At 33.4% G+C, this 18703-nt stretch carries 20 protein-coding genes and 2 pseudogenes; 16 read left to right on the forward strand and 6 right to left on the reverse strand.

Going from position 1 to position 18703, the window contains the following annotated elements; all coding sequences use genetic code 11:
* Positions 1-187 precede the first annotated feature (187 nt).
* Positions 188-724: pseudogene (locus MHH42_RS12120) on the reverse strand (HD domain-containing protein); the annotation flags it as partial.
* Positions 725-879: 155 nt separating this feature from the next.
* Between MHH42_RS12120 and MHH42_RS12125 the strand changes: the two are divergent.
* The 3 genes from MHH42_RS12125 (at position 880) to MHH42_RS12135 (ending at position 3436) form a co-directional block, all read left to right on the forward strand.
* Entirely contained in the window at positions 880-1185 is a 306-nt protein-coding gene (locus tag MHH42_RS12125; protein ID WP_000010317.1) for a luciferase domain-containing protein, read from the forward strand.
* 93 nt (positions 1186-1278) lie between these two features.
* Positions 1279-2589, forward strand: a complete 1311-nt coding sequence (locus tag MHH42_RS12130; RefSeq protein WP_340893421.1) for a phytoene desaturase family protein — start codon at positions 1279-1281, stop codon at positions 2587-2589.
* Positions 2567-3436: a sigma-70 family RNA polymerase sigma factor gene (locus MHH42_RS12135; RefSeq protein ID WP_000447155.1), complete on the forward strand. Its 870-nt coding sequence runs from the start codon at positions 2567-2569 to the stop codon at positions 3434-3436. Before MHH42_RS12130 ends, MHH42_RS12135 begins: the two co-directional genes overlap by 23 nt.
* A 32-nt stretch (positions 3437-3468) precedes the next feature.
* Here MHH42_RS12135 and MHH42_RS12140 read toward each other — a convergent pair whose 3' ends face one another.
* Positions 3469-3627 carry a hypothetical protein gene (locus MHH42_RS12140; RefSeq protein WP_001100984.1) on the reverse strand — a complete coding sequence of 53 codons (159 nt, stop codon included), beginning with the start codon at positions 3625-3627 and terminating at the stop codon, positions 3469-3471.
* 304 nt (positions 3628-3931) lie between these two features.
* On the opposite strand from MHH42_RS12140, the gene MHH42_RS12145 reads away from it, so the two are divergent.
* From MHH42_RS12145 to MHH42_RS12155, 3 genes are all read left to right on the forward strand, one after another.
* The gene (locus MHH42_RS12145; RefSeq protein WP_002093755.1) at positions 3932-4525 is read left to right on the forward strand and encodes an O-methyltransferase; all 594 of its coding nucleotides are present in this window, start codon (positions 3932-3934) and stop codon (positions 4523-4525) included.
* A 314-nt stretch (positions 4526-4839) separates the two neighbouring features.
* The gene (locus MHH42_RS12150) at positions 4840-5952 is read left to right on the forward strand and encodes a toxic anion resistance protein (protein WP_000137414.1); all 1113 of its coding nucleotides are present in this window, start codon (positions 4840-4842) and stop codon (positions 5950-5952) included.
* Between the two features lie 24 nt (positions 5953-5976).
* The gene (locus tag MHH42_RS12155) at positions 5977-6810 is read left to right on the forward strand and encodes a DUF3974 domain-containing protein (RefSeq protein WP_000008388.1); all 834 of its coding nucleotides are present in this window, start codon (positions 5977-5979) and stop codon (positions 6808-6810) included.
* 55 nt (positions 6811-6865) lie between these two features.
* Here MHH42_RS12155 and MHH42_RS12160 read toward each other — a convergent pair whose 3' ends face one another.
* The gene (locus tag MHH42_RS12160; protein WP_000605563.1) at positions 6866-8425 is read right to left on the reverse strand and encodes a glycoside hydrolase family 10 protein; all 1560 of its coding nucleotides are present in this window, start codon (positions 8423-8425) and stop codon (positions 6866-6868) included.
* Between the two features lie 226 nt (positions 8426-8651).
* Between MHH42_RS12160 and MHH42_RS12165 the strand changes: the two genes are divergently transcribed.
* From MHH42_RS12165 to MHH42_RS12195, 7 genes are all read left to right on the forward strand, one after another.
* Positions 8652-8957, forward strand: coding sequence for a PTS sugar transporter subunit IIB (locus MHH42_RS12165; RefSeq protein WP_000865901.1), 306 nt, complete (start codon positions 8652-8654; stop codon positions 8955-8957).
* 11 nt (positions 8958-8968) lie between these two features.
* Entirely contained in the window at positions 8969-10252 is a 1284-nt protein-coding gene (locus MHH42_RS12170) for a PTS sugar transporter subunit IIC (protein ID WP_016108397.1), read from the forward strand.
* A gap of 78 nt (positions 10253-10330) precedes the next feature.
* The gene (locus tag MHH42_RS12175) at positions 10331-10597 is read left to right on the forward strand and encodes a hypothetical protein (protein WP_001021950.1); all 267 of its coding nucleotides are present in this window, start codon (positions 10331-10333) and stop codon (positions 10595-10597) included.
* 21 nt (positions 10598-10618) lie between these two features.
* Complete coding sequence (gene anmK, locus MHH42_RS12180) at positions 10619-11773, forward strand: anhydro-N-acetylmuramic acid kinase AnmK (protein ID WP_016108398.1); 1155 nt, start codon at positions 10619-10621, stop codon at positions 11771-11773.
* Between the two features lie 15 nt (positions 11774-11788).
* Positions 11789-12688: a BadF/BadG/BcrA/BcrD ATPase family protein gene (locus tag MHH42_RS12185; RefSeq protein ID WP_016108399.1), complete on the forward strand. Its 900-nt coding sequence runs from the start codon at positions 11789-11791 to the stop codon at positions 12686-12688.
* Positions 12689-12826: 138 nt separating this feature from the next.
* Positions 12827-13375 (forward strand): glycerol-3-phosphate 1-O-acyltransferase PlsY, encoded by a 549-nt coding sequence (gene plsY / locus MHH42_RS12190; protein WP_000610843.1) that lies wholly within the window; start codon positions 12827-12829, stop codon positions 13373-13375.
* A 245-nt stretch (positions 13376-13620) separates the two neighbouring features.
* On the forward strand, positions 13621-15216 hold the full coding sequence (locus MHH42_RS12195; protein ID WP_070173182.1) for an aminotransferase class V-fold PLP-dependent enzyme: 1596 nt from the start codon (positions 13621-13623) through the stop codon (positions 15214-15216).
* 104 nt (positions 15217-15320) lie between these two features.
* Here MHH42_RS12195 and MHH42_RS12200 read toward each other — a convergent pair whose 3' ends face one another.
* Entirely contained in the window at positions 15321-15458 is a 138-nt protein-coding gene (locus tag MHH42_RS12200; RefSeq protein WP_000443202.1) for a DUF3956 domain-containing protein, read from the reverse strand.
* 334 nt (positions 15459-15792) lie between these two features.
* On the opposite strand from MHH42_RS12200, the gene MHH42_RS12205 reads away from it, so the two are divergent.
* The gene (locus tag MHH42_RS12205; protein ID WP_000416118.1) at positions 15793-16005 is read left to right on the forward strand and encodes a hypothetical protein; all 213 of its coding nucleotides are present in this window, start codon (positions 15793-15795) and stop codon (positions 16003-16005) included.
* Between the two features lie 248 nt (positions 16006-16253).
* Here MHH42_RS12205 and MHH42_RS12210 read toward each other — a convergent pair whose 3' ends face one another.
* Positions 16254-16583, reverse strand: coding sequence for a YkvA family protein (locus MHH42_RS12210; RefSeq protein WP_000415068.1), 330 nt, complete (start codon positions 16581-16583; stop codon positions 16254-16256).
* A gap of 204 nt (positions 16584-16787) precedes the next feature.
* Between MHH42_RS12210 and MHH42_RS12215 the strand changes: the two are divergent.
* Positions 16788-17049, forward strand: a pseudogene (locus tag MHH42_RS12215) (hypothetical protein); the annotation flags it as partial.
* A gap of 126 nt (positions 17050-17175) precedes the next feature.
* On the forward strand, positions 17176-17862 hold the full coding sequence (locus MHH42_RS12220; RefSeq protein WP_000691128.1) for an MBL fold metallo-hydrolase: 687 nt from the start codon (positions 17176-17178) through the stop codon (positions 17860-17862).
* A 46-nt stretch (positions 17863-17908) separates the two neighbouring features.
* Here MHH42_RS12220 and MHH42_RS12225 read toward each other — a convergent pair whose 3' ends face one another.
* Positions 17909-18700 (reverse strand): hypothetical protein, encoded by a 792-nt coding sequence (locus tag MHH42_RS12225; protein WP_080119699.1) that lies wholly within the window; start codon positions 18698-18700, stop codon positions 17909-17911.
* Positions 18701-18703: the final 3 nt, after the last annotated feature.

Below are 18703 nucleotides of genomic sequence, written 5' to 3' on the forward strand. Positions count from 1 at the left end.
AAACAATATGGCCTGTACTTCTTATTTCTCATAATGTTAATACGGATAAAAATTAGAGTGAACGAATGAAAGACGGAATTCGTGATGTTAGGTAAGGAGTAAAAATATTAAAGTATATTTTAATGGTTACGTTATATGAAAAGACCAATGCCTTTTAGAAAGGAATTGGTCTTGTATTTAAGATAGGTTATTGCTGAATAATTAATTGTGCTTTAGCGGTATAGGCGTAATTTAGCCACAATAATGCCAAGTTTTATTTTAAACTAAAATGGATTTCTATGACGTCAAAATGGGATACCGTTGTTTTAAGTGTAACAGGTATGCCAATTACTTTTACTTGTTTCATGTTATATGCAATTCTTGGAAATGCAGAGAAAGTAAAATCAATAATTGTAGCACCATCTGGTAAATAAATGGGTTATAAATCTGAAGTATAAGCCGTAATGATATTTTCAAATAGTTCATACGATACTAGATTGTGGAAAGCGATTGGATCTGTAGTTAATAAATTGTTATTAAAATGGCTATTTTCAAGTGCTATATTGTCTTCGAAATCGTTTATAGTTGGTTTGTAAAATTGATGAATCATTCCAAGGATTTTATAGCAATCTAACACACTTGTAGTGGTGATACATATTCGTGAAACACTTGATACGTTTTGAGATTCTTGTAGTTGTGAGTAGGCAGAGTAAATGGGGCTGAGTTCATAACGTATTTCAATAGAATAAACCTCCTTTAAAATTGTTTTAAATATGTAAAAAATAAAGGTGTTGAGATTAAACTATATTCGTATTCCCATTCATACTTTGGATTGATGGAAAAAAGTAATGAAAATGTTAATTTAAAAGTACATCAATCATTTATAAGGAGTGAATGTTCATGTCATTTAGTGAAATGATTAGAAATGAAGTACTCAGCTGGGCGGGTGTTTCTGAAAAACCGCACCGATTTGGTGGTATTGAAATAAATTATGGTAAGAAAGAACTTGGCCATCTTCATGGTGATAAATTAGCTGATTTACCATTTCCGAAGTTAAAGCGAGATGAATTAGTGAAGCAAGGATTGGTAAAACCACATCACGTATTACCTGAATCAGGATGGATCAGTTATTATATAAAGAGTGAAGAGGATATTCCATTTGCAATTGAGTTATTTCGTATGCAATATGACCGAATTAAAAAGTAATGAAATAAAGTAGGGTAATAAAAATTTATTTTTATGTCACATCCCTCCTTAATCGTTCGTCTTGTATGTAGAACGATAAGGAGGGATTTTATTATGAAGAAATTTGATGTAGCAATTGTTGGTGGTGGGCTTGCTGGATTAACAGCATCTATATATTTAGCGAAAGCAGGAAGGAAAGTGATTGTATTAGAAAAGTCCAGTCACTTCGGTGGCCGAGGGATGACTATAAATAAAAATGGAATCTGCATGAATCTTGGTGCACATGCTTTATATAGAGGCGGGGCAGCGTTTATAACTTTTAATGAGCTCGGTATGAATCTTCCAGGTGGAATACCATCTACAAAAGCACATGGAATATGGAAAGGGGATATATTCACTATCCCAACAGATTTTCGCTCAATTTTATCAACACCACTACTTTCGTGGTCTGCAAAAGTACAATTCTCACGTCTTATGATTCGTTTAGGAAATTTAGATGTAGGAGAAGTTCCGGAAATGAGTCTAACTACATGGGCAGAAAATGAAATAAAAGATCCAATGGTTCGCAATATATTTTATGCGCTATGCCGGACAACAACATATACGTTTGCTCCTACAATACAATTAGCATCATCTGTACTAAAGCAAATACAGCTTTCTATAAAAGAAGGAGTGCTTTATGTAGATGGTGGTTGGGAGACGATTATAACAAAATTAAGAGATATAGCCAATAATGTCGGGGTGCAATTTTTGGCTAAAAAGCATGTTTTGGAAATAGAGCATGATGAAGATAAACAAAGAATACATTGTTTTGACGATGATGTATTTGAAGTAGGTACAGTCATCGTGACGAGTCCACCGAAAGAGGCTTGTAAAATAATAAAAGGGACAGAAGGAACAAGTTTGCATAGATGGAGTGAACAATCGGTACCGGTTACCGTTGCTGCATTAGATATTGGTTTGAGACGATTACCCAATCCTACACATCAATTTGCATTAGGGTTAGATCAACCTATATTTTTCACAAATCAATCAAGAGCAGCTAGATTAAGTGAAGATGGATCCATTGCAGTGAGTCTAATTAAGTACCATAATCCTGCGCTAGAGATGAATCATATTCATGAAGATAAAGAACAGTTAGAAAGTGCGATGGAGTTGTTACATCCAAATTGGAAAAGAGAAGTTGTTGCGCAGCAATATTTACCGAAAATAACAGTAGCATATGATTTTCCTCATATTGAACGAGTTGAAACTCCAGGTCCTAATATCCCTGAAATGCCAGGTGTTTACGTTGCAGGTGATTGGACTGGGCAGGATGAATTATTAGCTGATGCTGCAGTAGCAAGCGGAAAACGTGCAGCGTTACACATTTTAAAGCAATTAGAAAGTGAGGGTGTTCATCATGGAAACGGAGCAGTTATATGAAGCGTATCAACCATTATTATTTTCGTTAGCATATAGAATTCTTGGGAGTGTTATGGATGCCGAGGATATCGTTCAGGATGTATTTATCTCGCTGAATAACATAGAGAATATTCAGTCTATCGAAAATATGAAAGCATATTTGTGTAAGATGGCAACAAATCGTTCAATTGATAAATTACGTTCGGCAGCGCATAAACGTAACGTGTATGTGGGGATGTGGTTACCAGAGCCACTTGTAGAAGAGAGTGATGAGCCATCAGAGTCATTTGTAATGAAAGAATCCCTTTCCACAGCATATTTATTACTTTTACAACAACTGTCTGAAGTAGAAAGGATTGTTTTCATATTAAGAGAGGTTTTCAGTTATGAATACGAAGAAATAGCTTCAATTGTTGATAAGAGTAGTGTGAACTGCAGGAAGATCTTTCAACGTGCACGAAAAAGCATTTTGGAGAAACCGAAGCAATCAAAATTAAGCACAGAGAAAATGGCTGCTTATGTTGAAAAGTTTGTATCATCATTACAGTGTGGGGATGCGGAAGGCATGCTAGAAGTATTAAAAACAGATGCTATACTCAAAGCTGATGGTGGTGGTAAAGTTACGACTGCGATCCATCCGATTTATTCTGCGGATCGAATTATACGTTTGTTCTTTGGAATTGCACAACGATTGACTGAAGAGTACACTGTTGATTTCAAAATGGTAAATGGTATACCAGGAGTTATAGTTACAATAAATAATAAAGTAACTTATGTTCTTTCGTTTGCATTTGAGGATGAGAAAATTTCAAATATTTATATGATGGTTAACCCTGAAAAACTTATGCATTTAAATGTAAAAATATAAAAAAGCGCATTTCTTCAGAAATGCGTTTTTTATTATTTTTCTAACATTTCAAGAGGTACATCTTTTTCGCCAGCTACCTCAAATTTAATTTCCCCGTCTTCTTCATAAATACGTGTAATAATCGGTATAGTAATCATTAATTTTTTATGCTGCTTTCGTTTTCGAGCAGCATCTAAGCTAATCACGTTCATTTGTAAGCATCCTTTCTTCTGGAAATATATAAACAAAGAAAATGCGTCCGAAAAGGGCGCTTAATTGAATTTGAAATACCGATTCATTTAAATGGGGTTTATATAATTTAATAACTGCAATTTTAATGTGAAATAATATGAATGGAATAATTGCACGTAGAAATTAACTTTACCAAAAAACGAAACAATATGCTATAAAAAATTATAAATCTTTGTCATATAACAGGAAAAAGGTTTTTGTTTCGCATATAATAAAAAGTAGACGGGCAGCAAGAGCTTTTTCATCATATTGCTTGGAAAGGCGATGAAAAGAATGGATACAGTAGATTCATTATTATTGCAACTTGAACAATATGGAGAAGAGCATGATCGAAATAAAAAAACAAGGGAAGAAAAATTACGGAATGTTTCTCGTGAAATGGGGCAATTTTTATCAATTTTAGTAAAAGGGTGTAATGCAAAAAAAATTTTAGAAATTGGAACTTCTAATGGCTATTCTACATTGTGGTTAGCGAATGCGGTAGAAGAAACAAATGGAAATGTAACAACTGTAGAGCTTTCTTCAGAACGAGTTGGAGAGGCACTTGCCAATTTTGAAAAGGCACACCTGTTACAAAGAATCGATATTCATAATCAAGAAGCAGGGGCATTTTTAGATTTGCAATTAGATCATTCATTTGATTTTATTTTCCTAGATTCAGAGCGTACGCAATACATGTGGTGGTTTGAGCATATAAAACGTATGTTACAACCAAAAGGTTTTCTTGTTGTTGATAATGCAACTTCTCATGCGAGTGAATTAGGTGAGTTTATAAAAATGATTGAAGAAGATGATACGTTTGAAACGGTGTTATTAGCTTTTCAAAAGGGGGCATTTGTAGCGCGCAAGAATAAATAGAAGTGAACGTAATATAATTATCACATTGAAAGCGGGCAAATGTCAAAAGATTGACTACAGCATGACAGAAAGAATGTAAATTATATAGATAACATACGAAGAATCCGCCTTCAGCATGTTCTTCTCTAGGTCTTAAGTCTGAGGAAAATAATGTGGATAACAGGTATACTTATACTAAGAAACAGGGAATGACTGCATAAGCAGATATTTCTTGAAAAATCGATTTCAAACAGACTGATTGTACATGAAATACGATAAATGAAATGAAAAATAGTGCATATAAATTCGCACATATAAATAAAGGAGCGATTTTGTTGACTGAACTCGAGAAAAAAGAACCCGTATCAATTGTGAAAGATAATAATGTAGGAGTAGTAGTTGATACAGTTATAAAAGATGAAGAACTTGATGAATTGAATAAAGAAGCTGATCTTTATGTACAAAAGTTAAATAGCGAGCAAAATACAGATTTATCAAAAGTATTGTCTCAGCTAGGAGATTTAGGGGATAAAGAGCAACAAGCAGCAGGACAAACGTTATCGGCGTTAAAACGTCCTGTAACAGCGATGATGAATGGGAAAAATGAAGAAATTCCAAATACATTGTTAGAGTTACGAAAAGTGGTATCAGAGCTTGATCCGAATTCATTAAAAGCAAGTGGTATGAAGAAAATAATGTTTAAAGTATTCAAAAAAAATCCACTTGAAACATATGTGCATAAATACCAATCTATAGATAAGCAAATCGAGGAGATTATTAGATCCCTTCTAATTGGCCGTGACAATTTGCAAGAAGATACGGTTGGCCTTGAAATGTTAAAAGAGCAATCGCATGATAAAATTCATGCTCTTGATAAACAAGTATACTTAGGGAAAAAACTTGCTGGGATGCTTGAAGCTGAGAAGCAAAACCCAGAGCGTCAAAGAGATATTCCATTAATAAACGATGCATTAGAAAAGATACTTGTACGTACACGTAATATGCAGCAAGCGAAAAGTGTACTATTACAATCGATTGCATCTGTAGATATCATTAAGAAAAATAATGAAAAGTTAACAGAGGCAATTCGTAATGCAATTACGATGACGCAAAACGTTGTAACAGTTTCAGCTGCTATTCAGCTAGCATTAACGAATCAACGTAAAACAATTGATGCTGTTAATGCGACAAATGAAGCAATTGAATCAATGGTATTAAGTAACTCTCAAGCATTGAAACAAAATACAGAAGAAACAACAAAGTTGCTTGAAAATCCTGCTATTAGCATGGATAAATTACGTGAATCATTCCAAAATGTATTCGCAGCGATTGAAGCTTCTGAGAAATCGTCAGAACGTATTATTGAGTCTAGTAAGAAATTTGTCATTGAATTAGACACATTTAATGATGAGATGAAGCAGAAACTCATTCAACGTCCAAGAAAATAACAGATTATTAGAGGAGGTGAAAAAATGAGTTTCATTCAAACAGTATTAGTACTATTAGGTACATTACTTTTAATCGCATTTACTGTCGTTGTTTTAGTAGTATATTTCGGACGTAAACTGTATTTTTCATGGACGAAACCGTACAAGAGGGCGCAAGATTCTATAGAAAAGTTATCGAATAAATCGACACCGTTTTTACAAGAGTTTACGCAACATCCACTTTTTTATCGATGGATTCGTACAGAAGGAAAGAAAGAACAACATACATTGAATACTCTTTTCTGTACATCAAGTCAACGTACGAGAGAGCAAGTATTTTCAATGTTACCGAAAGAAAAACAGAAAAAAGTGCATGTAATGGCAAAAACAACGAAAAAGCTTACAAATGAAGATATCGATGTGGCCGCGATGAAAGTGAAAGATTTCTTAAGACAAGAAACGCAGCAAACTGTAAAACCGTCAGACCTATCGTTTTATAAATTGTATTTTTATGATCGATATCCAGATGCATTGAATACAATTCAAACGTATAAACGCTCGATAAATCCTTCATTACAAAGAACAGTTGATGATATTACAATTTCAGTATTAAATGCATTGCCGTATTATCAAGAGCAGCGTATGTTTGAACAACAACATAAACTTGAAACGTTCTTAATGAAAGATTTAACTGCGATGTTATCTTTAGTGGTGCAATTACCTCCGTCACAACGACCAGAAAAAGAAGAAGAGTTAAAAGTCTACTTGCAAAATTTCAAAAAAGAAATGGAAGTAGTAGAGCGTGATATTCGGGACTCCATTGATCATGATTTGAATGTGAAGATGAGAGCAGCGACTGAGAAGTTTAAGAATAAATAGAAAAAGCGCCTTAAAAGCTAAGTGTTTCTCAGCTTTAAGGCGTTTTTTTGAGATTTTATTTTGCCTTAACGGTAGTATAACTAGAAGCAACACTTTCGTTATGCAATCGATCAACTGCAGTTACCACATACGTATAAGTTTCTCCAGAAATAGCCGTTTTATCTACGTAAATTTCTCCAAGTTTTGTTTTTCTTACAGTGGTAAGTAAATGTTTTGGGTTGTGTATATCCACTTCATTTTTTCCATTCACACGGTAAATGGCGTAATAAGCAGAGTCATTATCTCTATTGTCAATTATTCCTACAGCAATACCGTCATCTCTTGGAATGGCACCTTTTAAAGTAGGTTGTTTTGGTGGATCATGATCAAGCCAAGGCATGGGCGGGATTAATGCAGGATGTATATATATGTCTTTGGAGAGTCTATCTTTTATTCCAAGTGGATTGTTATTTATATCTTTTAAACTGAAATGCATACTACCTTTTATTTGTGGATATTGATGGTTTAAAGCGATTTGCTTCGGATATTCTTCTGGATTAGACCAAGCAGGGACAGAGTTGTTATTAATTTTATAAGCCGCTTGACCGATGTAAAGGTGAATAGGTTTGTTATTTGTTTCTTTTACCCACCAATCTACTAATATGTCATATGCAGCAGGTGTGAAACCGATATTCCAATATATTTGCGGTGTAATGTAATCAATGTACCCTTTTTGTATCCACTCACGTGTGTCAGCATAAAGATCATCGTAGTTTCTTTGACCTGCAGTTGTGTTAGAACCAGTCGGATCGTCAGCTATATTTCGCCATACGCCGAACGGACTAATGCCAAACTTTACGTATGATTTTTCTTGTTTTATAGCAGTATTTAAACCTTTTACGAGTTCATTTACATTATTGCGACGCCAATCTTCGATAGTTGAAAAATTCCCGTTATTATATAATTCAAATGTTTTTTGATCAGGAAATTCTTCGCCAACTACTTTATAAGGATAAAAATAATCGTCCATATGAATTGCATCAACATCATAATTTTTTACGATTTCTAAAGCGCCTTCTGTTATAAAGTTTTTCACTTCTGGAATACCAGGGTTGTAATATAGCTTCCCGCCGTAAGGTACAACCCAATCGGGATGTTGTCTTGCAGGGTGATTTTCTGATAGTCGATTTATATCAGTGTGATTCATCGTTATTCGGTATGGATTAATCCATGCGTGGAATTCTATATTTCTTTTATGTGCTTCTTCAATCATAAATGCGAGCGGGTCGTATCCAGGGTCTTTTCCTTGTGTACCTGTAATGTATTCAGACCAAGGACCGTAATTTGAAGGATAAAAAGCATCAGCGGTTGGTTTTATTTGTACAACGACTGCGTTCATACCAGTGTTTTTTACATCGTCTAATAATTTTATAAATTCTTGTTTCTGCTTTTCGATAGGTAAGCCAGTTTTTGAGGGCCAATCAATATTAAGAACAGATGCGATCCATACAGCGCGTAATTCATGCTTTTTGTAAGTAGTATTTACTTCAGCATAGGTAGAGTGAGGGGAAATGAAAGAAAAAGGAGTAAACAAGATGATGATACAACACATCATTAATAAACGTTTCATAATCATTTATACGCCTCCCTATTATACGATTATTTAAAATAATATATGATGTGAGGTTGGCCTTGCAATTGAGAAAAATAAATATTGAAACATTAATTTAATAGGAAAAATATTTTTAGTGAAATTTACTTTCAGTATAACTAAATCGTTTCATGTCTTCATATGCTTGTTAGTAAAGTGAAACTTTCTTTCATTTGAAGGAAATAATTTATAAGTATAGGAGGCTTCAATAATGAAAGTTTTATTCGTTTGTTCTGGAGGAATGTCCAGCGCAATTGTTGTAAACGCTTTAAAAAAAGAAGCGGAGAAAAAAGGTGTGAGTATGGAAGTGCATGCAATTGGAACGAATGAGGTAGAGGAAGAAGTAAAGAATGGTTGGGATGTTGTAATGGTTGCACCTCAAATAAGACACCGATTTGACTCTGTAAAAAAATTTGCAGAAGAGGAATCCATTCCGTGCGGTATTATTCCACCGCAAGCATACACACCGCTTGGTGGACCGACTTTGTTGAAAACTGTAAATGAATTAATTAGTTAGGGGGAAGCGTTATGAATAAGTTTGTCACGTTTCTTGATAAAAACTTATCTGGACCGATGGCAAGGCTTTCTGAACAGAGGCATTTACAAGCAATCCGTGATGGAGTTATTTCGGCGTTACCATTTATTATCGTAGGGAGTTTCTTTTTAATAGTAGCATTTCCACCATTACCGAAAGATAGTTTCATATCAGTATGGGCATTGAAAAATCAAACAAGTATATTAATACCATATCGGTTAACGATGTTTATTATGTCTTTATATATAGCATTTGGAATAGGATATAATTTAGCAAAAAGTTATAAGCTAGATGCTTTATCAGGAGCACAGCTTGCGGTATGTTCACTGCTATTAACGTTAACCCCTGAATTAATTGATAAAAAAGGATTTATGCTTCCGATGACAAATCTCGGAGGTCATGGATTATTTGTGACGATGATTGTTTCTATTTTATCCGTAGAGATTTTAAGGTTTTGTAAGACGAAAAATGTAATGATTAAAATGCCAGAACAAGTACCGCCATCTGTATCACGTTCATTTGAAGCACTTATACCTGCTGCATTCGTTATTATTATAATGAGTCTAGTAACTGTCGTTTTTAGCATTGATTTACACCATGTTGTTGATAAATTAGCAGCACCATTAGTAAAAGCTGGTGATAGTTACTTCGGTGTAATCATTCCAGTGTTTTTAATTACATTTTTTTGGTCATTCGGAATCCATGGTGTGTCGGTTGTTGGAACTGTTGCTCGGCCATTATGGGAAGTTTACTTAGGGAAAAATGGTGAAGCAGTTGCTAGTGGAGCAGATCAGTTACCATTCATATCACCAGAGCCGTTATATCAATGGTTTATATGGATTGGCGGTTCTGGTGCGACGTTAGGGCTTGTATTAGTTATGATTGTATTTGGTCGATCAAAATATTCGAAAGCATTATCAAGAACTTGTATTGTTCCTGGTATTTTTAATATTAATGAACCTGTTATTTTCGGATTACCGATTGTACTAAATCCAATTTTAATTATCCCGTTTATCATTACACCACTCGTAACAGCAACTGTTGCATACTCAGCAACTGCGATGGGATTTGTAACGCCAACACATATTATGCCGCCGTGGACATTACCAGCTCCAATTGGCGCGTATTTAGCCACAGGTGGGGATTGGCGCGCAGTGGTATTAGTTTTTATAAATATAGCAATATCATTTCTTATTTACCTACCATTCTTTAAAATGTATGACAAAAATATGCTTGAAATTGAAAAGAATGGTAACGGGGAATCTGTTAGTTCTTAAGCTTTATACGGTTATTTTAAGTGATAGACTTTTTGTCTATCACTTCTTTCGTATTAAACTGAGAGAAGGTGTAAAGGAATGAATATAAAATTTAGTTATAAAGGTGTATTTATATTATTGTTTGGAGTAATATGTGCAAATTTACTCTTAGTACCTGTATTAAGAATGCTAAATCTATCACAAATGCATAGTATATGGCTCGTTACAAGTATTGCGGCAAGTGTTTTGCTTACGATCGTTGTTTCTTTCATTGATGGCACCTTTGTATCGAAAGTCCAGTTGTTTATTAGATTTATATTGTTTTCTGTAGGTTGTACGTTGTTTACTTACATAATTGTTTTTTAGTGAATAGGGGGCATGCATAGTATGTATATTGCAGGGATAATGTCCGGTACATCGTTAGACGGAATAGATGTAGCGCTCGTTCATATTGAAGGAAACGGTGTAGATTCTAAAGTTGAACTCATTCATTTTACTACTGTTCCGTTTTGTAAGGATATAAAAAATGAGATACAGCAGGCTTTATCAAATAATACATCTAATGTTCAATTAATATGCAGTTTGAACTTTAAGCTTGGTTTATGTTTTGCTAATGCTGTAAAGGAAGTTTGTAAAAAGGCTAATTTTTCATTGGAACGATTAGATTTAATAGGTTCTCACGGACAAACGATTTATCATCAGCCAAAGCAAGAAGGCAATTTTATTTCTTCGACATTACAAATTGGAGAACCAGCAGTTATAGCATATGAAACGGAAACAACAGTAATCTCTAATTTTCGAACGATGGATATGGCAGCAGGAGGACAAGGCGCACCACTTGTACCATATTCAGAGATTATTTTATACCAGCATCAAACTAAAAATAGGATACTGCAAAATATTGGTGGGATTGGTAATGTTACAGTCATACCAAGTAAACGAAGTAATAAAAGTGTTATTGCTTTTGATACTGGTCCAGGAAATATGGTAATTGATGAAGTGTGTCAAAGATTATTTCATTTACCATATGATCGAAAGGGTGAAATTGCAAAACAGGGGGTAGTTGTAGATGAAATATTAACATACTGTATGAACCATCCATTCTTAAAAATGAAACCACCAAAATCAACAGGTAGAGAACAATTTGGAAAAGAGTTTGTGAGTGAATTATTAAAGCGATTTGAAAAGTATAGTAAAGAAAGTATATTGACGACTGTCACGATGTTTACAGCAAGTTCAATTGTTCAGCATTATAAGGAGTTTATTTTTCCATTGTATGAAATTGATGAGGTAGTTCTAGGTGGAGGCGGAAGCTATAATGACACACTTGTCGAAATGATACAGAATAAATTAAGAGAAGAAAGATGCAGAATATGTATTCAAGAAGATATTGGGTATTCTTCAGCGGCGAAAGAAGCAATCGCATTTGCAGTTTTAGCAAACGAAACGTACCATCGTAATCCGAGTAATGTGCCGAGTGCTACAGGTGCTAAGGAACCGGTTGTTTTAGGGAATATAACTTTCCATACGACTAGAAGATGAAAGTAGGGCAAGTAAATGAAGTATATGATTGGAGTAGATGGTGGGGGGACGAAGACAGAAGCAATTGCATTTGATCAAGACGGAAATGAGCTTGCGAGAGGTACAAGTGGATTTGGAAATATAGTAATAAATTATGAGAATGCACTCACACATATTATAGATGCGATTAATCAATGTTGGGAACGTTTAATAAATGAGCATTGCGTTTGTATTTGTTTAGGATTAGCAGGTATAAGTGGAGCAAATACAAATGAATTAACAATACGTCTAAAAAAGAAGTACGGAACACAAATTGAAGTTTTTAATGACGCAATGATTGCACATGCAGCTGCTTTAAAAGGGAAGGAAGGAATTTTAACAATTGGCGGTACAGGTGCGATTTGCCTAGGAAAGAAAGGGACAGTATACGAGTATAGCGGTGGATGGGGACATATTTTAGGGGATGAAGGAAGCGGATATTGGATTGCATTACAAGCTTTAAAGAAAATGGCATTACAATTCGATCAAGGAGTTAGCCTTTGTCCATTAAGCTTGAATATTCAAAGGCAGTTTCAACTTTTGACACCGTCTCATATAAAAAGCCTAGTATATACTTCTTCAAAAGATAAAGTTGCAGCAATCGCACCATTAGTTATTCAGGAAGCGAGAAATGGGAATGAGGGTGCACATGAAATTATGATGCAAGCTGGTAAGGAATTAGCGAGAATTACAGTAGATGTTTATAATAAGATGCAATGTAAGTTTTCAACTCCAATTGCAGTAAGTGGTAGCATATTACGTTTAGTTCCTGAAATATATGATGTATTTAAGAAGTGCTGTGAGGAAAGGATTGAAGAACTTACATTTTTATCACAATCAGAAATGGCAGTGAAAGGAACATACTATTTAATGAAGGATTTATATTTTAAAGTGTAAATAGATAAATGAGAATTTTTGTCTGATTTGTAAAAATATGATGTTAAAATGTACAAAGGGATGTAGATTAAAAAATGTACAATATACGTAGTAATTGAATAGTGTATATGTATTCCCATGTAGAAAGTGAATGATTACATGATTAATAGTATGCAGTTTTTGTATTTGGTGGCTTCTTATTTATTTGGTAACATCTTGACCGCTTATATAGTAACAAAGTTGAGACATAATGTTGATATTAGGGATGAAGGAAGCGGAAATCCTGGCGCAAGAAATATGGGGCGCGTATATGGAAAATGGTATTTCGTCGCTACATTTTTAGGTGATGCCATTAAAGGTGCAATTGTAGTTTGTATAGCAAAATATCTTTTTGAAGATGCTACATTCGTAATGTTAACATTATTGGTCGTTATTATTGGACATATTTACCCAATGTTGTTTAAAGGTAAGGGCGGAAAGGGCATTTCAACATTTATCGGAGGACTCATCGCATTTGATTATTTGATAGCGCTTACTCTCATAGGTATTTTTATTGTTTTTTATTTAATATTTAAAGGATTTACAAAGCCAGGGTTAATTACAATCGCTTGTTTACCAATTTGTATGGTTTTTTATTCTTACTCTATTGGTACGACTATATTAAGTGTACTTATTATTGTTCTTATTTTATATGTAAATCGAGAATAAAGTGGACCTTTTATCCCGCGCTATTTGCCGGGCAGTAAGACCCCCATCTCAAAATTCAGCGGAAGCAAAGAAGTTAGGTGGGGGTCGGGCTGCCCGTAAAAGCCCGATTGGTGAAGGCTAATAATCAGTGGGGGATGAAAAAAACCCCCACTGATTAAAGTTTCACTTTATAAGTGGGGGTATCTCCACTTATAATTTTTATGAATTAAACAACGAGCAATAAGTAGAGAGAAAGGGGATAGGACATGGGGATAATTTATAAAATTGCTGATCAAGCTTGGGAATTTGAAAGTATACATAAATTGAACTATAAAACATTTGTAGAAGAAATTCCGCAACATGAAGAAACGGAGGAACGTTTTCGTATAGATCGATTTCATGAAGAAAATACATATTTAATTTGTTTAGACGGTGTGAAGTTAGTAGGTATGGTCGCGGTAAGAGGAAAACGCCCATTCTCATTACATAATAAAATCTCAAATTTAGATGTATATTTAAACAAACATGGTGAAAACGTATATGAAATTCGTTTGCTTTCAGTAGAACGTGAATATAGAAATGGTAGAGCGTTGTTAGGATTAATTCGCTTTTTACATCGTTATTTGCTTCTAAATGGATATGAATTGGCACTCATTTCAGCTACAACACGTGAGCTGCCTTTATATGAGCAAATGGGGTTCAAATCTTTCCATACGTTAGTTGGAACAGAAGAAGCAGCTTTTCAGCCAATGTATGTTACACCTACTATGTTCGAAGAATCGAGTGTTGGAGGTATTATGACGAAAGAATTTACGTTTTTACCTGGTCCAGTAGACATGGAAGAGAATGTTCAAAAGGCGTTTTCTACTAAGCCTATTTCGCACCGTTCTAAGTCATTTCAAGTGACAATGGACAATGTAAAGAAACGATTACTTCAAATGACAAAAGCAAAACATGTACAAATTATGTTAGGAACAGGGACGTTAGCGAATGATGCGATTGCTTTACAGATACGTTCTTTAAAAGGTAAAGGGTTAGTTTTAGCGAATGGAGAGTTTGGTAATAGATTAATTGAGCAGGCAAAACGAGCACATTTAAATTTTGATACGTATAAAAAACAAATGGGAGAGTCGTTTAAACAAATCGAATTAGAAAAAATAATTGTAAGTGGAAATTATGAATGGCTTTGGTTTGTTCATCATGAAACATCAACTGGAATGTTAAATAATTTGGACGAGCTAAATGTCTTTTGTAAAAAGTATCATATGAAACTATGTGTAGATTGTATTAGTTCAATTGGAGCAATACCGATAGATTTGAAGGATGTATATTTTGCAAGTGGCGTTAGCGGGAAAGCGATTAAATCATTTACAGGATTATCTTTCGTTTTTCATAATCACAATATAGAGAAAAACGAAGCAATACCTGCGTATATGGACATTGGTATGTATGAAATGAATGACAGTATTCCATATTCACATTCATGGAATTTAATTTACGCACTGCAAGAAGCATTGAAGAAATTTGAGGATGAAACGGTGTTTGTAAAAATAAAAGAGACATATGCTTATATGGAAGAAGCTATTACTAATATGGGTTTAAAGCTTGTTTCACCTAAAGAGCACACCGTGCATATTATACTCACCATTCAGTTAAATGAAGGGTATTCTTCTAAAGCAGTAGGCGATGCATTAGCATTGCAAGGATACATTGTTCATTATGAGTCATCTTATTTGCAAAAAAATAATTGGATCCAAATTGCATGTTTAAATCATTATAAAGAACGTGATAGGAAGAGGATGTTGAATTGTTTGCAGGTGTGTGTTACAGAAAGTCCTTTTAGCGTAAATAATTATTTATAAATTTTATAAAGTTATAATTTACACTTGCTAAGCGAATAGAAGTACATGTATTGACAACAGTTTAAAAGAGAGCGAAAGCCCTCTTTTAAACTTACTTAAATGGACTACTCACAGATTGGAATACCGAGAACTCTCAAAGCTAGTGCTACTTGAAGAGTAATTTCCAATCTAGCAATTTCGATGCCAGCAACTGTGAGTACTAAAAAAGGTTGGCCGTTTACGAACACAATACAACTTTCCATATATACGCCTCCTTTCTAGTAATCTACTACAGTATATGAATAAAACTATAATACGTTATAGTCGGATTTATGAATTTTATGAAAAATAATAGATTTAACCTATGTTCACGAAATAAATGGGCTCATAGTGTCAATCATATAATAAAAAGCATCTAAAATAAGATGCTTTTTATTATATGTACGTTTTAAGTGTGACAATAAATAAAGCGAATCAATAATCAATAGAGAGGGAAATATATTGATAAATATTTGTATGAGGTAAACTAAGAAGGTTTTAGAAAAACAAAAAGGAATTTTTATACTTGTAACATAAAAATTCTAGGGGGATGTTAATATGGAAAAAACTATGATGGTAGAAACAACAAACATGATGATGTCTATGGAAAAAATGATGTGTGAAATGAAGTGTATGAAAATGATGATGAATAACATGATGCAAATGGATGTAGAAATGGATAAGGCAATGATGGTAAAAATGAACGAATGTGATGAAATGATGAAGACAACTATGTCTATGATGAAAGCGATGAAAGAGAAATGTTGTTGAAGTAACAAAGTATAGCGTAAAATGATGCGGATTTTGCAAATTTGAATTAGAAAAGAGCCTGTATTAGTTGGTACACTAAAATAGGCTCTTTTTAAAGATTGTTCAAAAATAAATTGATTTGATAAAAAAAGAACTAAAGATTATTTTAGTTCTTTTTTCTGTTTTAACACTGTTCAAATCATTGGATTAAAAGCTATAGAAGATGGATAAGTAGTGAACAAAGACAAGTGAGAGCCTATCTTTCTTCGTTAAATGTGTGCTGAAGTAAACAAGGACTCCATTTTAATTTTACTCTTTTCACGAATTTCAGCGTCTGCATGCCTCATAACGTATTTATGCGCTACAGCAATTGCTAAAACATCATCTAATAAGCCAATCCCGATAATAGCAGCTATATCTGGAATGAAATCGATTGTTAATACGTAATAGGATAAAGCAGCTAATATTATGAGTTTTGCTTTAGTAGGTAACGTTTTCTTTTTCATTGTGTAAAATAAAATAATACTTTCATATACGCTGGATTTTCCAAGGTTTGCGGAGCTTTTTTTGAATTTTTTCCAAAGCGTCTGTTTCTCCATATAAACACTCCTTTTACAAAAACATATATTTTTTAAAAGGATGGACAAAGAAGTGAGGGAATAATCCATTTTATTTTTGTTTCTTAATTTATAATTCCATAAGAATAGGAAATTACCTGTTCAAAATAATATAATGTTTATGATGCAACGACCTACAGTGTTTCATTACATAGTATGGATAATAAAATTTATGTAGTCAAAAATGGTGAGGTTGCTGATATTGTAAGAAAGGCTATTTTCCATGGGCATGGATTTGATCCGGTTCATTGTTTATGAGAAGAGAACGGCAATACTTATAGGTTAGCTTTAGAATTGGGTGACATTATGTACTATAATCTCTATCACGGCTCATGAGGTGGAATATACGTTAGATGACATCGCTCAAATGAATATATCTAAATTAGCAATAAGATACCCAGACGGATTTAATCGAGAAGCTTGTCGGAAATCTGTTGATGGGAAGTGAGACCAAGTTTGAATTTTGTACAGAAACTAAAGAAGCCCATACTTCAATTCGTAATATGTATAGTAAAATGAATGTGGATGATGCAGTTATTATTAAACATTTAATAAACGGTATGGGGGAAGGGAAATGAAGATAATAGAATTACCAATTGAATTTGAATGTAACGGGCGAAAACAATGGATTTATCCGAGCTTAATTGTATTAAACAATGAATTAACTTTAGTAGATACAGGTTATAAAAATTTTTTACCTTTAATTGAAAATGAAATTTTAAAACATGGATATGAGATGAAAAACTTAAAAAATATAATTATTACTCATTATGATGATGATCATATAGGGTCTTTATACGATTTCAAAGTGAAATATCCTCAACTTCATGTTATTGCTAGTGAAATAGAATCCAACTACATTAATGGTGAAATAAAATCAGAGAGACTAGTTCAAGCTGAAGAAATGTTAGAACATATGCCAATTGAAGAGAAAGAATTTAGTGAATGGTTTATACAACAGTTAAAAAATATAAGACATATTTCTGTCGATGAAAAAGTATATGATGGTCAAATGATTTTGAATGATAAATGTCAAATAGTAGCGACGCCAGGACATACTTCGGGGCATATTTCATTATATTTTCCGGACTTAGACTGTGTAATTACAGGGGATGCGGCCGTTCAAGATAATAATGAATTAGTAATAGCTAATCCAAATTTTTGCTTAGATATAGAAAAAGCGGAAGAATCTTTAAAGAGAATTAAAAACCTTAAAGCAGCAAGTTATTATTGCTATCATGGAGGAAAACTCATTATATAAAATATATAAAAAAACCGATCTTTCTTATATTGAAAAGATCGGTTTTTTAATTCATAGATTCCGCAATTCTTATTAAATCAGTAACATTGTATTTTCTTTTTATGTATAGTTTGTTACCAAGGGCGATTTTATATTGAAAACCGTCCTTCTGAAAGATAAGTTCGTATGCTAAATCAAAATGAGGATTATATACTGCCTTTATATTATGTTTTAAAATGTAAAATTTAGTGCCCTTATGTACATATTGATCTAATTTATGTTGAACTGGTAAAACAGTGATTTTAAAAATCCCATTACTATCTTTATTGTAGTATCGTAGTTCTAAGTAATCGTTATAGATGTACCCTTGAAATTCATGAATTTCGAACGGGAATTTTGTAGGAGTAAGTATATGTTCCTTACACTTCATTTCATATTTTTTTACAATAGTAGCTTCTCTCATTAGAGGATTAGTTCCATCATAAATTTGATTAATTTGAGATATTTTATTGTTTTTTGTTATTATTTCTAAAATGTAACCGATAGTAAATTCATCATCAGTGTCTTTGAAATAGGAAATAAGAATTGTAGTATCCTCTTTTGGAGATGGTATTATTTTAATTTCATGAATAGGTTTTTCCTTTTGGAATGTAGGTAGTTCAATCCCTTCTGTTACATATGACCGCATTAATTTTTTATCATTTTGGAGTAAAGCTTGTTTAAATTCACTTATCACATTTGTTTGAGATTTCGCCATAATAATTGAGGTCGAATGAAAATATAGTAAGAACAATATACAAAATATCTTTATGAATGTATTGGTCAATTTTATCACCTTGTAACTATGTTTCCTTAACATTGA

It is taken from the genome of Bacillus sp. FSL L8-0099 (genome assembly GCF_038006385.1).
In the GTDB taxonomy this organism is placed as follows: domain Bacteria; phylum Bacillota; class Bacilli; order Bacillales; family Bacillaceae_G; genus Bacillus_A; species Bacillus_A toyonensis.